The following is a 14,266-nucleotide window of genomic DNA, read 5'->3' as shown; positions in this document are numbered from 1 at the left end:
TATACCTATACTTAGCTTTCATTAACTGGTTATAAAGAGAGTAAAAATGAATGTTTCTGAGGTGATGACCACGCGTGTGGCAACGGTGGAGATGGATGATAAATTAACTGTTGTTAAAGAGATTCTTGATTGTGCTCCTTTCCGACATTTATTAGTTATCGAAGATAATCAATTACAAGGCGTGATTAGTGATCGTGACCTATTGCGTTGCTTGAGTCCTTTTTTAGGCACTGCTGCAGAATCAGTACATGATAAAACGACTATTAATCAGCGCGCTCATCAAATCATGACTCGCTCACCTATTACCATTAACCCTAAACTATCTATTCATGATGCATTAGTTTTAATGTTAGACAATAAAATTGGTTGCCTACCTGTATTAGAGAACGGTTTGATTAAAGGTATCTTTACTTGGCATGATGGCGTGCGGGCTTTATTGGCTTAGTTTCCCTATATTATCAAATGAAATAATAAATTCTTTTTTAGTGTTTTAACTAATCTAAAGTTTTCTTTATAGTGTTCACACTTCTAAATTAAACTGAGTTCTAAGATGGATTACTTACCAATTTTTGCCAAGTTAGAAAACCGACCCTGTCTTGTTGTTGGAGGTGGTGAGATTGCTTTACGTAAAGTAAATCTATTACTTAAAGCAGGGGCTGATGTGACTGTCTGCGCGCCGCAATTTCATGATCAGCTTTTAGAAAAAGCAGAGGCCAAACAGCTAAAAACAGTTCAGCACCATTTTACTGCCGATCTTTTAATAGGCAAATGGTTGGTGATTGCCGCAACAGATCAAAAATTGGTAAATAAGCAAGTTGCGGATGCCGCAAATGAATTACAGCTATTAGTTAATGTTGTCGATGCACCTCAGCTTTCTAGTTTTATTATGCCCTCCATTGTGGATCGTTCGCCGATAATTGTCGCCATCTCAAGTGGCGGTAACGCGCCCGTTTTAGCGCGTTTAATACGTGAACGTTTAGAGACATTACTACCAATGCATTTGGGACGTTTGGCGGCTATTTCAGGTGAGTTTCGCCACCGTGTGAAAAAAGTGATTAAAAACGTCTCATTACGCCGTCGTTATTGGGAAAAGCTCTTTGCTAACGGACGCTTAGGCGCGCTATTAGAAAAAGGGCAAACGGATAACGCAATTAAGTTGATGGAGAGCAGTTTAACGGAGGATATTGTCTCTGGTGAAGTTGCCTTGGTCGGCGCAGGACCCGGCGACCCCTCATTACTTACCTTAAAAGCATTGCAGCTAATGCAGCAAGCTGATGTGGTGCTCTACGACAGATTAGTCTCGGCAGAGATATTGGATTTAGTGCGCAGAGATGCAGATCTAATTTCCGTTGGAAAACATGCGGGAAATCATGAAGTAACACAGAGTCGAACCAATGAAATGCTGGTCGAGTATGCGCGACAAGGTAAAAAAGTCGTACGTCTAAAAGGTGGCGATCCATTTATTTTTGGTCGCGGTGGCGAGGAGCTCGAAGAGCTTGTTGAAGCGGGTATCGCTTTTCAAGTTGTCCCGGGAATAACGGCGGCTTCTGGGTGCAGCGCCTATGCAGGTATTCCGCTTACCCATAGAGATTTTTCACAGTCAGTCACCTTTGTAACTGGGCACTGCAAACAAGGAGGGAAGGAACTTAACTGGCAAGCATTGTCTGTTAGCAATCAAACGCTGGTGGTATATATGGGATTAATTCAATCGAGTGAGATACAAACTCAACTACTGCGTTTCGGCCGTTCAAAAGATACACCAGTGGCATTGATTAATAAAGGCACCTGCCCAGATCAGCATGTGCTGCTTGGTAAGCTGTCTGAATTAGTGCAACTTTCTGCTGGCATGCAGGGCCCAACGCTGATGATTATTGGGGAAGTGGTCAACTTGGCAAACAAACTGGCTTGGTTTAATCCTGAAACCAACCAAAAAACTTCACGTGATCCTTTTTTAGTGAATCTTAACTAGCGCTAATTAAGCACAAATAAAAAGGCGAGTACCCGTAAGAGGTACTCGCCTTTACAATCTTTAAAATGTGATATAAACGCCATAATTGTGGCGTGTTATCTATTTCTAATGACTCCGCATAATTACTTTATTCTCATCTGTCTATACTATAATTTGTTTGATTGTTTTTTTATTTAAATTATATTATAAAAATAAGGAGAATTTATTATGTTGCACGATAGCGAACGGCATATTAGTCATCTTACTAAGGAGACTTATGCGGTTATTTTAGCGGGAGGGCGTGGTAGTCGTCTGTTTGAGTTGACTAATTGGCGTGCTAAACCAGCCGTATATTTTGGTGGTAAATTTCGTATTATAGACTTCCCGTTATCAAACTGTTTTAACTCAGGTGTTTGCCGTGTTGGTATTGCAACGCAATATAAATCACATTCCTTAATCCGCCATATTAACCGTGGCTGGGGGGCGTTTAAGACTGATCTATCCGAGTTTGTTGAAATATTACCAGCATCGCAACGCTACGGGGATGATTGGTATGTGGGGACCGCTGATGCCGTATATCAAAATTTGGATATTATTCGTGGTCAGAAGGCTAAGTATATTTTGATTTTATCTGGTGATCATGTGTACCGCATGGATTACGGAATGCTGTTAGCTCAACATGCAAATAATAATTCAGATATGACTGTCTGCTGTGTTGAAACAACAACAGAAGAGGCGGCAGGTAGCTTTGGGGTGATGACAGTCAACGCGGACAATAAAGTTATCGCATTTGATGAAAAACCTGCTGTACCGAACGAAATACCGGGGAAGCCAGGGCAATGTTTAGCTTCAATGGGGAATTATGTTTTCAATGCAGATTTTTTATTTGAGCAATTAATAAAAGATGCTACGAATACAAGCTCTAGCCATGATTTCGGACATGATATCATCCCCGCAATAATCCACGATCATAATGTCTTCGCCTTTGCCTTCAAAGATCCTAATAGTGCGAACCAACCTTACTGGCGAGATGTTGGTACAATTGATTCTTTTTGGGAAGCAAATATGGAGTTGGTTGAACCTAAACCGCAATTCGATTTGTATGATAAAAGCTGGCCAATTTTCTCATATCAAGAGCAACTCCCACCTGCTAAATTTATTTTTGATAATGCCCAGCGCCGAGGCTGTGCGCTAGATTCAACCGTTTCCAGCGGGTGTGTTATCTCAGGCGCTACAGTTCGTAAATCATTGTTATATTCAAGTGTTCATGTTCACTCATACAGCCTTGTTGAGCAGTCGGTGTTAATGCATGAAAGTGATATTGGTGAGCACTGTAAATTGTTCCGCGTTATTGTCGATACTAAGTGCCATATCCCGGCGGGCCTAATCATCGGTTATGACAGAGATCAAGATATAGCAAATGGTTTCCGTGTTTCAGAAAAGGGGATCACCCTTGTCACAAGAGATATGCTTAGGGCTTTAGCTGCAAAGCAGCATGCTTGAAACGAGCAGCCAGGATGATCCGCGTTGTTTAAAATATCTTATGGTAAAATAGATAAACTGCGTAATATTAGTCATGGAGTGGAAAATAAAAGAGTTGCTTTAGCAGCTCTTTTTTCAGGTGGTTTAAAAAGAACAAATTTACAGCCGCACTGCAATTCCCGTGTTTTCACCAGAAACAGGGAACTATTCTCTCTTTCTGCATCTATTTTTTTGTTAACTGGATCTAACTTCTTGATGAAGTAAATATAAAGGAGTAACCTTGTTAACAATTGCAAATAATTAATGTGTACTTTTTGTGGGTTGATGGGATTAACCGGCCTCATAATGTGTTACCTGTAATTACGCCCATCAGAGTAGTGTGAAATGAATAATGCAACTATCATATTTACAGCTTCAACAAGCATCACATTTGCAGTATCTTTTGTTTTTGGGTAATACTTGTCAGGTATGACTTCAGCAGTTAGAACCGACGAGTATATAGAAAAGCAGTTCACAGATAAAAAATTGCACAAGACAACAAATCTTACCCCAGTAATCAACAACCATAGATTGATGTTGATTACTCAGTTTATGAATACTTATAGCAAAAGTGTCGAGATCGTTCGGCTCACAATACTGAAGTAAATGACCGACGTTCAAAGCAAATTCACCTGTCATTCAAATGGTTGCTGTTTGCGTCAATGCCTATGTTGTTTGTTTCGATTGTTATTTTCATAGCTTATGACTTGGATGTTTCTTCGCTTTGATAAGAGATCCCTCTTGTTGATTCGTCGCTAGCAGTCGAGCTCAATGGTATAAAAAAGAATGAGAGCTGTTAAATTTATCACTTACACAGGAAGTAAAAAATAGTGTCAAAAGTTGAAGGTAATTATCTCCCGCCGCAACCAGCAGATCGTCTTCGTATGATTAACGAAGCTCCCAGTAAAAAAAAAGCAGCTAACAATTCATTTAAAAGGACTAATAATAGCGGGCTATCGCACTTCGCTTCTATTTTAGCCGACAATTTTCGCAAGTTATTAAGGTGCCATACGAACTTAACCTAAGGATCAACTATGTTATATAAATATCCATTTTCATCCATTGAAGAGAAAAGTAAATTATCAGTTTGGAATAAGGGGCGAAAGATCATTCAAGATGGTAAAGAATTTGAACCTTCAATATGGCGATGGGACATGTGTGGAAACGTAATGAAATTTTCAGAACATGGGAATACCAGTTCAAAAAATGGCTGGGAGATTGACCATATAGAGCCTACCGCTCTTGGTGGAAAAGATGATCTTAGTAACCTTCAACCTTTACAATGGGGAAATAACCGCGAAAAAAGCGACACTTATCCCTGGTTTTGTTAGTCAATTTTTACGCCGCGTAGCAATGGCAATTAGAGCAGAATAATGTATGGAATATCCCCTTATTAGATAAAGTCATAAAAGAGCGTTTTAAAAATGGTTATCCCGCTAGGAAAACTATTTCAAATCACTTCGCTTATAGCGGTTTTGATTCAGGGCTTCATGTTTAGATAGACGGTATAGCGTATATCAAAAAAGCAAGCGAGCGTTGCTAGTGCAGTATCCGATTTAAATGATGAAGATGCTACTTCATTGAATTTCACTTTGTAGAGCAATGGTTTTGGTTTTAAGTGAAAGTCAAAACCGGTAAAAATCGTCAATCTACGCACCAGTGTTGGTGGCGTTGGATCTCTATATAACTATCTTTTTAAATGTGAGGGTGGTTGAATATTTAGCATTAACTTTTCGATGAAAAATTAATTCTAAATAGTGTTATTGATTAGGAGTTAATATGTCTGATATTCAGCGTAATGAAAAACAAGAAGTAACAATTGTAGATATAAAAATGCCATTTATCTCTATGGTTGTCTTTCTGGTCAAATTAGCAATTGCATCAATCCCGGCCTTTATCATATTGTCTTTTATTTTTATGATATTAAGCATGTTATTTGGCGGTCTCTTCCATGGTATGGGGATGGGAATGGGGCGTTATTAACTTTTTCAGAACTACTGAACCAGTGTAAGCCAATGGACGTTTTGCTCGCACTGTTTTGCTAAAAGAAAAAATAGTAAAAGATCGTCAATCTCAAACCGCCAGTGTTTGCGGCGCTATGCATATAAGAGTCGTGTTTAATTATGTCTGATATTCAAAAAACATATGATGAGATGTGGGTGAATGCAATTCAGTGCATTAAAGATGATAAGTATGAGATAGATAATTTAATGAACTCTTCTGAAGATACTCGAAGGGGAGTGTCAGTTTTATCTTATCTTAGTCATCCTCTTGGGGTCGCAATATGCGAATTATTAGATGAATTGAAGGGGATCGAACCAGAGCAATATTATTACCCCACTAATGAATTTCATTTGACCATATTATCAATCATCACCTGCGTTGAAGACTTTAAACTATCAGATATCGATGTGAAAGCATATTCGGATGCATTTGAGCTGGCAGTGAAAGAGATTGGTCCGCTTAAAATCAGGTATTCGGGTGTTACTGCGTCACCATCTTGTATTTTAATTCAAGGTTTTCCTGATAATGATCAGCTGCATTTTTTACGTGACAAACTTCGGTTGAGTTTCAAAAAAGCGAATCTTCATACGACCATTGATTTAAGGTATAAAATATCTACAGCACATTCAACGGTAGTCCGGTTCAGAGCACCACTGCGAAAAAGGGATGAATTCATAGACGTGCTTTCCAAGTACAGAAAAACTGATTTCGGTACACTTAAAGTGGATAGGTTGGAGCTGGTGTTTAATAATTGGTATCAAGCCTTGTCGGTGACCAAACCCTTATCTGTCTGTGAACTCCGCACTACCAAATAACAGCATACAACTCAAATCCATAACAACGCGCCATTGTGTGCTGTGTTGTATACTAAAAACATTACATTTATTTCAACTATAGGGGATCAACATGGCAACAGACTCAGGAACTACAATGAAAATTTTGGGGATTATCCTAGCCGTTTTAGGAATTGGTCTTGCAATATGGGGGTATCAATTATCTGATTCTATTGGATCACAAGTAACGCAAGCTGTTACAGGTTCAGATACAGATAAGGTAATGACTTTATACATTACTGGTGCTGTCAGTCTTGTTGTTGGTCTCTATCTTTTGGTAAAAAACTAATATTGGAGGCAATATGGATATTATTAGCTTAATAATTTTTTTAGCTGTCGGCGCACTGGCTGGATGGCTTGCTGGTAAAATAATTAAGGGAAGAGGATTTGGTGTCATAGGCAATATTATTGTGGGAATTGTTGGTGCTGTATTGGGGGGCTTTTTATTCGGTGTGCTCGGCATAACAACCGGCGGTTTATTAGGCTCTATAATTATGGCGACTATTGGCGCAGTTATTTTATTATTTTTAATTCGTTTAGTTAAGAGAGCTTAGCTCAATAGCAGCATACAAGACAATCAAACTGGTATTGCTTGCGGTGAGGCATGGTGCAACATCAACGCAATAAAACGGAGAGCACAATGAGCAAGAAAGAACAGTATAAACAGAAGATGCATGCCCAGTTGGACGAATGGGAAGCTGAGATCGACAAATTTAAGGCTAAGGCGTCTGGAGCCAGTGCTAATGTACAACTGGAGTTGAACAAGGAGATTCACGCACTGAAAGGCAAGATAGATCAAGTAAATATTAAGCTCGCTGAACTTGCGGATGCGAGCGAAGATGCGTGGGGGTCAATCAAAGAGGGAGTAGATTCCGCCAAGGATTCGCTAAAGGCTGCCATTAGTGATGCAAAAGCGAAGTTCAAAAAATAATAGTATCTGCCTAACGCTTCGCTTTCAACGGACGACGCTATATCGCCACCGCTGAACCGGAGCGTTATATACATTGAGTCAAACTAAAATTTCATGTTTTAGTAGAGGATATAATGAGTAATTCAAGTAATTCAAGTAATTCAAGTATTTCATTAATGAGAATGATTTTTTCAAAAGTACTCACGCTGATCTTTTTTGGATTGGCTATCGTTATTGTCTTGTCATTATTTATTCACGTTGTGGAAGGTATACTCAATAAATCCGATATCACCGAGGTTTTGTTAAGTAGTATCAATACTGGCATTATTGCGTTGGCGGTTTTTGAGTTAGCCTTGATTATCAATAAAGAATATTCAGGTCCTATTGAAGACAATGATAAGGATGCTGTCGCCATTTTACGGGGAATGCTGCCTCGGTTTATCGGAACTGTTTGCGTTGCTTTATCTCTGGAGGGGTTGATTATGGTCATTAAATATAGTCAATTGGATTTGGCTGGTAATTTATACTATCCAGTAGCCATCATTATCAGTACGGCATTGCTTTTATCCGCATTAGGTCTTTTCTTACACTTAACAGACAACCAAAGTTAAGCATATATAAGGTAACTGTGTCTGGTTTTTTATTTTGAATAAATAGAAGCGCGTCTTAGCTATTTAAAAAAACACCCGATATTGCTATCGAGTGTTTTAATAGAAGCCCTTTCCCATTTATGCAAAGAACGTTTTTGTAGCCTTGCTTAGCAAAATGGGAAACCGTAAAAATTTTAGTCTCGCATCTTATAAAATTTGTAGCTAAATCTGGTTATTTAATATTGATATAAGACTAAGCGGGTTGATTTACTTTCTCTGTTGATTCTTTAAAAACAAAAACAGCGATAATTAACGCAGCAAATGTGGGTAGGAACCATGCCATACCTTTATCGAATAGTGGTAAAAAGGCAAAGTTTTGCATATTCACGCCAGCAACTTTTAAACCATCCAATAGACCAAAGAACAGTGCAATAGACATAACAAAACGGTAGCTCAGTTTTTTCTTGCTAATAAAGCTATCCAATAATGTTAAGCCAACCAACGCAATAGCAACTGGGTAGAGTATAAATAAGACGGGTACAGATAAACTGATTAATTGGCTTAAACCGATATTCGTAACTAACGCACACAACGTACAGTTTATGATCACTAATAATTTTCTGTTCCAATTAGGTTTCAGGGTGACTAAAAACTCAGACATTGCACTCACTAGGCCAACTGCCGTGGTTAAACAAGCCAAGCCAACGACTAAAGACAATAGAATTAAACCGGGTGTATTAAATAGCGCTTGTACATAGAGGGTAATTATCTCGCCACCATTGCTTACATTAGCTGCAATTCCCTGACTGGTTGCACCTAAATAGAAAAGTGATACATAAACAAAGGTTAACCCTAGCGCTGCAATACTACCTGCCATAATAAGGTATTTATATTGCGCTTTTTTATCATCAATACCTTTTGATTTGATGACATTAATAATTAACATACCAAACACTAAAGCACCTAAGGTATCCATGGTGTTATACCCTTCTAAAAATCCCTTCGTAAACGGGCTATGGATATATTCCTGAGTCGCATTACCTAAATCAGCAAGTGGGTTGATAAATACAGATGCCGATAAAATAACCAATAAAATAATCAATAAAGGCGTGATCACTTTACCAATCATATCCAATAATTTACCCGTTGATAGCGACAAGTAGCCAGCGATTAAAAAGAACACGATAGAGAAAACTGCTAAACTGGCAGGCCCGGGATTATCTAAAAATGGATTAACAGAGATTTCATAAGCCACCAATGCAGCCCTTGGCGTCGCAAAACTTGGACCGATAACAATAAATACCGCTAACGCTAATAAAGTAGCGATTTTACTTGGTAGATATTTCGCCATATCGACAATACCACCACCCGCTTTCGCGACAGCAATTAAACTAATCAGTGGCAGTCCAACAGCTGTAATCAAAAAACCAAATGTTGCTAGTGTTAAATGCTCTCCCGCCATTGCGCCCGCTAGTGGTGGGAAAATGATATTACCCGCCCCTAAGAAGAAGGCAAAGTTCATAAATCCTAAAGCGAGTATATCAAAGCTTGATAAACGATTTTTCATTCAATATTCCTGTTGCATTTGATTCGTTAAAAAGAGGTAAACTGTCAATGCACTGAAATATTTATGCGTCATCCATAAGGTAAGAATTTATGTGCGAACAAACCTACTTAATCTGTAGCTCGTTAAATAAGTCATTATATTAGAGCGAAGAGGTATTGTTTTACCATAATTTGATTGATTTACTAGGCTTACAATACTGCAAAAACAGCGCTCAAGTTTAAGTGAAAAGTTAATCATAAAGGGCGGGTGGGTAATGATGCAAAAAAGATGGTTATTTACGCAGTATGAAAAAGCATTAAAAATGAACAGGTTGCTAATTAACAAGAACAATATGGGATCTCATACAATAAATTATGCAACATATGGACTGCATAAGTATTTGAAAAATGAGATTAAACGAAAATAAAAAACAAAGGTTTGTGGGTTTATGTTTTATTAAATAATGACATGAAAGCGGCCGGGTAATTTCCAAGCTTGATCACTCATTAGTTAGTTTCTGACCCTGTAGTTTTATACAGAGCATTTTAGTAGACTCGATCGTTTTGAACTTAATCTGAAGGCAAAGGTTGCTCCATTGCATTACGCTCTACATTTTTAGTATGAGGATAAAATAAAAAATCAGCATGATACAGACTGAGTGACTAAAGTTAGCACTGATAACGGCAGGACCTCTATCTCGACGAATCCATCTCTGGATATGTTCATTAAATTAACTTTTCCGGGTTGAGTAGCTGAGCAAGATAATCACCATCCAAATCGGTCATCTCTTTAGCAACCTCCAGAATCGGTCGCTTTTCGGCATAGGCTCGCTTGGCAATCTCAGCCGCTTTGTTATAACCTATCTCTTTATTTAGCGCAGTAACCAAAATGGGGTTACGCAGTAAACTCTCTTCAATTTTTTCACTATTAACCGTAAAATCAGCAATAGTTTCCATCAGTGCCCCACATCCCCCCGTCAGTAATTGAATGCTTTGTAATAGATTAAAGGCAATCACCGGCAACATCACATTCAGCTGAAAGTTGCCAGAGCCGCCCGCCAGTGTAATTGTTGTGTCGTTACCAATCACCTGAACGGCAGCCATAGCGACCGCTTCCGGCAATACCGGGTTGATTTTTCCGGGCATAATACTGCTGCCAGGTTGCAGCGGTTTTAGACTAATTTCAGCCAGTCCCGCCAATGGTCCACTGTTCATCCAGCGCAAATCGTTGGCTATTTTCAGTAACGCTACCGCTAAAGTTTTAAGCTGCCCCGAAACCTCAACGGCTGTATCCTGACTGCTTAGCGCGCCGAAAAAATTATCTGCCCTGTAAAATGTGCTGCCGCTCAAAGTTGATAATTGCTCGGCGAATAAAACGGCAAATTCGCTTGGCGCATTGACCCCCGTTCCAACCGCGGTGGCGCCTTGGGCTATCTGACATAACCGCTTCTGACTATCCACTATTCGGCTTACCGCCAGCGTTAACTGCGATCGCCAGCCGGAAAGCTCCTGGGCAAAACTGAGTGGCATGGCGTCCATTAAATGAGTACGACCGGTTTTAAGAGAGCCGCTCAGAGTTTGCTCTTTTTTTAAAATAACTTTTTGTAACTCATCAAGCGCCGGTAACAATTGCTGCTCTAATGCGAGTTGGGCGCTAAGGTGAATGGCGGTCGGGATCACATCGTTACTGCTCTGGCTGCAATTGACCGCATCATTGGGATGAACCTTTCGCTTAAGTTGCTTGCCCGCCAGATTTGCGATCACTTCATTGGCGTTCATATTGGTGCTGGTTCCCGAACCGGTTTGGAACAGATCCAGTGGAAATTGATCAACATGATTGCCCTCGGCCAGTTCCATCGCGGCGTTAAAAATAGCCTCGGCCAATTGCGGATCGAGCAAACCAAGTTTTCCATTTACTTTAGCGGCGCAGGCTTTGATCAGACCGAGACTTTTGATAAAAAGCGGCGGCATAAGCAAATTGCTAATATTAAAATTATCTATCGCGCGTTGAGTTTGAGCGCCATATAACGCCTCTAGAGGAACTTGAATCTCACCTAAACTATCCTTTTCAGTGCGGTATTTTGAACTCATTGCTCTTTCCTCTAGTAAAATTTAAGATGCCTTGCCTATGTACTAATATAATGCAAAGACATAAAAAACTAGACCTTTAAGCTTTTTCACCACAGAGAACACAGAGTTTTGGGATTCGAGTTGCGAGCCTTTAGGCTTTTAACTTTTATCTTAAACCAAAAACCTCAGTATTCTCGTTGTCCACTGTGGTGAAATATTGTTTAGTCTTTAGTCTCGCAACTCGAAGTTAACCCTCTGAAACTATTCGGTTAAGTACATAAGTGAGTACGCCTCCCGCGCGATAATAATCAACCTCAACGGCCGTATCGAGCCGAGACAACAATTTAATTTGACGCTGTTCACCGGACGGATAATGAATAATGGCGTTGAGCTTTTGATTGGCACTCATATCACTCTCTAAACCAATAATGTCGAACGATTCATCACCGCTTAACTGCAATGATTTACGATCCTCGCCCTCCATAAACTGTAAGGGTAATACGCCCATTCCAGCGAGATTAGAACGATGGATCCGCTCGAAACTCTCGGCAATGACGGCTTTGACACCAAGCAGTAAGGTTCCTTTGGCGGCCCAGTCCCGACTCGATCCTGTTCCATATTCTTGACCGGCAATAACGACACTGGCTCTTTTTTCCTGCTGATAACTCATAGCAGCGTCAAAGATAAACATTGCTTGCGATTGCCCCTGCAAATGGGTGTAACCGCCTTCTTTATCCGGTGTCATCTCATTACGAATGCGAATATTACCAAAGGTACCGCGCATCATTATCTGATGATTGCCGCGTCGTGAGCCGTAAGAGTTAAAATCTGTGTCATCAATGCCATGGTCTCGCAAATATTGAGCGGCAGGGCTGTCTTTGGGAATGGCACCTGCGGGGGAAATATGATCAGTTGTAACCGAATCTCCGAGCATAACCAGAATAGGTGCATCAATAATATTACTAAAATTATCGCGATATTGTGATTCAAAAAAGGGTGGTCGTTGAATATAGGTGGACTCTTCGGAAAACTGATAATCAGCGTCTTCTCCGGACTGGATTGCCTGCCACTCTTTATCGCCGTCAAATACGGCGCTATAGCGCTTTTCGAACATCTGATGAGTAACACTTTCTAACAACTCGGCGATTTCCGTGTTACTCGGCCAGATATCTTTTAAATAGACCTTTTCGCCATCACTTCCCGTTCCTATCGGATCCTGACTGAGATCGATGCGAGTGGTGCCGGCCAGAGCAAAGGCCACCACTAAAGGAGGTGATGCTAACCAGGAAGCTTTAACCTGTGGATGAATTCGTCCTGCAAAATTACGATTACCTGACAAGACAGCACAAACGATAAGATCGTTTTCCTCAATACAATCCTGGACCGGTTTTGGTAAAGGGCCTGAATTGCCGATACAGGTAGTACAACCATAACCCACCAGATTAAAGCCGAGTGTATCGAGTGATTGTTGTAATCCGGTTGCCACAAGATAATCGGTCACTACTCGTGATCCGGGGGCAAGTGAGGTTTTAACCCAGGGTTGTTTAACCAACCCTTTTGCCACGGCTTTTTTCGCCAGCAGTCCTGCTGCCAGCATCACTGCAGGATTGGAGGTGTTAGTGCAAGAGGTAATGGCGGCGATCACCAGTGAGCCATGATGGAGCGATTGATCACTGTCATTGAGAGGAAAACCAGTGGTCTTTTGCTGACCCTTTCCATTGAGATCAATAAAGTCGTCGGTCGCGGTTTTTAACTGGCGCATAGGGACTCTGTCCTGCGGCCGGTCTGGTCCTGCAAGGTTGGGTTCAATATCGCTCATATCAAGAGATAAAGTATCGGAAAAATCAGCCTTTGGGGTGGTTTCATCAAGCCACATCCCCTGCACTTTACAATACGCTTCAACCAGATCAATGGTTTGCTGGTCACGCCCCGTCAATTTCAAATAATTCAGCGTTTGCTGATCGACCGGGAAAAATCCGCAGGTAGCACCATATTCCGGTGCCATATTGGCAATGGTCGCGCGCTCTGCCAAGGGTAAATAAGCAAGACCGGCACCATAAAATTCGACAAATTTTCCGACTACACCGTGCGCTCTTAGCATTTGCACAACCTGTAGCACCAGATCCGTCGCAGTGATCCCTTCTGCCAATTTACCTGTCAGTTCAAATCCGACAACATCGGGGATCTGCATTGAAATGGGTTGCCCAAGCATGACCGCCTCGGCCTCAATCCCACCAACGCCCCAGCCTAAAACGCCCAGACCATTAATCATGGTGGTATGGCTGTCAGTACCAACCAGCGTATCAGGATAGACCAGACACTCATCACCGGCTGTTTCACTCCATACAACTTTAGCCAGATATTCAAGATTAACCTGATGACAAATCCCGGTGCCGGGAGGTACGACACTGAAATTTTCAAACGCCTGTTGCCCCCACTTTAAAAACTCATAACGTTCTTTATTTCGGGACATTTCGATAGCCACGTTTTCATCAAAAGCGGATTTACTCGAAAATTTGTCAACGTTAACCGAATGGTCGATTACCAGATCAACTTTGGCCAAGGGGTTGATTTTTTGTGGGTCAAGGCCCTCTTTAACTAATGCATTACGCATCGCAGCAAGATCCACAACTGCCGGTACACCGGTAAAATCCTGCATTAACACGCGGGCAGGCTGATAGCTAATTTCTGTCGTACTGCCTCGGCCTCGACTGCTGGCGAGCGCTTCAATTTCTTTTCTGCTATCACCATCATCCTGCTGATGGCGTAATAAATTTTCCAGCAAAACTTTGATTGAGACGGGCAAGCGCGTTATCGAATTGTCACCCGCTAGTTCGCCTCTATT

General features: G+C 40.8%; 14 protein-coding genes. 11 read left to right on the top strand and 3 right to left on the bottom strand.

All coding sequences use genetic code 11. The features are described 5' to 3' along the window. Positions 1–46: 46 nt before the first annotated feature. The 11 genes from ACJAT7_RS08250 (at position 47) to ACJAT7_RS08200 (ending at position 7,827) form a co-directional block, all read left to right on the top strand. Positions 47–445 (top strand): CBS domain-containing protein, encoded by a 399-nt coding sequence (locus ACJAT7_RS08250; protein ID WP_415226323.1) that lies wholly within the window; start codon positions 47–49, stop codon positions 443–445. Between the two features lie 105 nt (positions 446–550). Further along, positions 551–1,969 carry a siroheme synthase CysG gene (cysG, locus tag ACJAT7_RS08245; protein ID WP_415226322.1) on the top strand — a complete coding sequence of 473 codons (1,419 nt, stop codon included), beginning with the start codon at positions 551–553 and terminating at the stop codon, positions 1,967–1,969. Positions 1,970–2,176: 207 nt separating this feature from the next. Further along, the gene (glgC, locus tag ACJAT7_RS08240) at positions 2,177–3,451 is read left to right on the top strand and encodes a glucose-1-phosphate adenylyltransferase (protein WP_415226321.1); all 1,275 of its coding nucleotides are present in this window, start codon (positions 2,177–2,179) and stop codon (positions 3,449–3,451) included. Positions 3,452–3,475: 24 nt separating this feature from the next. Next, a complete protein-coding gene (locus ACJAT7_RS08235) occupies positions 3,476–3,694 on the top strand; it encodes a hypothetical protein (RefSeq protein WP_415226320.1) in 219 nt (72 codons plus the stop codon). A gap of 809 nt (positions 3,695–4,503) precedes the next feature. After that, entirely contained in the window at positions 4,504–4,800 is a 297-nt protein-coding gene (locus tag ACJAT7_RS08230) for an HNH endonuclease signature motif containing protein (RefSeq protein ID WP_415226319.1), read from the top strand. A gap of 448 nt (positions 4,801–5,248) precedes the next feature. Continuing rightward, positions 5,249–5,452, top strand: a complete 204-nt coding sequence (locus ACJAT7_RS08225; protein WP_415226318.1) for a hypothetical protein — start codon at positions 5,249–5,251, stop codon at positions 5,450–5,452. A 140-nt stretch (positions 5,453–5,592) separates the two neighbouring features. Continuing rightward, complete coding sequence (locus ACJAT7_RS08220; RefSeq protein ID WP_415226317.1) at positions 5,593–6,288, top strand: 2'-5' RNA ligase family protein; 696 nt, start codon at positions 5,593–5,595, stop codon at positions 6,286–6,288. Between the two features lie 91 nt (positions 6,289–6,379). Beyond that, positions 6,380–6,595 (top strand): DUF3185 family protein, encoded by a 216-nt coding sequence (locus tag ACJAT7_RS08215; RefSeq protein WP_415226316.1) that lies wholly within the window; start codon positions 6,380–6,382, stop codon positions 6,593–6,595. Between the two features lie 13 nt (positions 6,596–6,608). Further along, positions 6,609–6,860, top strand: a complete 252-nt coding sequence (locus tag ACJAT7_RS08210) for a GlsB/YeaQ/YmgE family stress response membrane protein (protein ID WP_415226315.1) — start codon at positions 6,609–6,611, stop codon at positions 6,858–6,860. 86 nt (positions 6,861–6,946) lie between these two features. Further along, positions 6,947–7,237 (top strand): coiled coil domain-containing protein, encoded by a 291-nt coding sequence (locus tag ACJAT7_RS08205; RefSeq protein ID WP_415226314.1) that lies wholly within the window; start codon positions 6,947–6,949, stop codon positions 7,235–7,237. 113 nt (positions 7,238–7,350) lie between these two features. Next, positions 7,351–7,827 carry a hypothetical protein gene (locus tag ACJAT7_RS08200; protein ID WP_415226313.1) on the top strand — a complete coding sequence of 159 codons (477 nt, stop codon included), beginning with the start codon at positions 7,351–7,353 and terminating at the stop codon, positions 7,825–7,827. A 232-nt stretch (positions 7,828–8,059) separates the two neighbouring features. Here ACJAT7_RS08200 and brnQ read toward each other — a convergent pair whose 3' ends face one another. The 3 genes from brnQ to acnA form a co-directional block, all read right to left on the bottom strand. Further along, a complete protein-coding gene (brnQ, locus tag ACJAT7_RS08195) occupies positions 8,060–9,373 on the bottom strand; it encodes a branched-chain amino acid transport system II carrier protein (protein ID WP_415226312.1) in 1,314 nt (437 codons plus the stop codon). 704 nt (positions 9,374–10,077) lie between these two features. Beyond that, positions 10,078–11,442, bottom strand: a complete 1,365-nt coding sequence (locus ACJAT7_RS08190) for a class II fumarate hydratase (RefSeq protein WP_415226311.1) — start codon at positions 11,440–11,442, stop codon at positions 10,078–10,080. A gap of 226 nt (positions 11,443–11,668) precedes the next feature. Continuing rightward, on the bottom strand, positions 11,669–14,266 hold a 2,598-nt coding region (gene acnA / locus ACJAT7_RS08185; protein WP_415226310.1), incomplete at its 5' end, for an aconitate hydratase AcnA.

The organism is Psychromonas sp., assembly GCF_047632995.1.
GTDB lineage: Bacteria > Pseudomonadota > Gammaproteobacteria > Enterobacterales > Psychromonadaceae > Psychromonas.
Note: the sequence above shows the minus strand (reverse complement) of the source record. Positions and strands in the feature narration are given on the sequence as shown.

Excerpts from the sequence above, each read along its gene's own strand:
- ACJAT7_RS08250 (WP_415226323.1), top strand. The coding sequence starts at position 47 with ATGAATGTTTCTGAGGTGATGACCACGCGTGTGGCAACGGTGGAGATG.
- cysG (WP_415226322.1), top strand. The coding sequence starts at position 551 with ATGGATTACTTACCAATTTTTGCCAAGTTAGAAAACCGACCCTGTCTT.
- glgC (WP_415226321.1), top strand. The coding sequence starts at position 2,177 with ATGTTGCACGATAGCGAACGGCATATTAGTCATCTTACTAAGGAGACT.
- ACJAT7_RS08230 (WP_415226319.1), top strand. The coding sequence starts at position 4,504 with ATGTTATATAAATATCCATTTTCATCCATTGAAGAGAAAAGTAAATTA.
- ACJAT7_RS08225 (WP_415226318.1), top strand. The coding sequence starts at position 5,249 with ATGTCTGATATTCAGCGTAATGAAAAACAAGAAGTAACAATTGTAGAT.
- ACJAT7_RS08220 (WP_415226317.1), top strand. The coding sequence starts at position 5,593 with ATGTCTGATATTCAAAAAACATATGATGAGATGTGGGTGAATGCAATT.
- ACJAT7_RS08215 (WP_415226316.1), top strand. The coding sequence starts at position 6,380 with ATGGCAACAGACTCAGGAACTACAATGAAAATTTTGGGGATTATCCTA.
- ACJAT7_RS08210 (WP_415226315.1), top strand. The coding sequence starts at position 6,609 with ATGGATATTATTAGCTTAATAATTTTTTTAGCTGTCGGCGCACTGGCT.
- ACJAT7_RS08205 (WP_415226314.1), top strand. The coding sequence starts at position 6,947 with ATGAGCAAGAAAGAACAGTATAAACAGAAGATGCATGCCCAGTTGGAC.
- ACJAT7_RS08200 (WP_415226313.1), top strand. The coding sequence starts at position 7,351 with ATGAGTAATTCAAGTAATTCAAGTAATTCAAGTATTTCATTAATGAGA.
- brnQ (WP_415226312.1), bottom strand. The coding sequence starts at position 9,373 with ATGAAAAATCGTTTATCAAGCTTTGATATACTCGCTTTAGGATTTATG.
- ACJAT7_RS08190 (WP_415226311.1), bottom strand. The coding sequence starts at position 11,442 with ATGAGTTCAAAATACCGCACTGAAAAGGATAGTTTAGGTGAGATTCAA.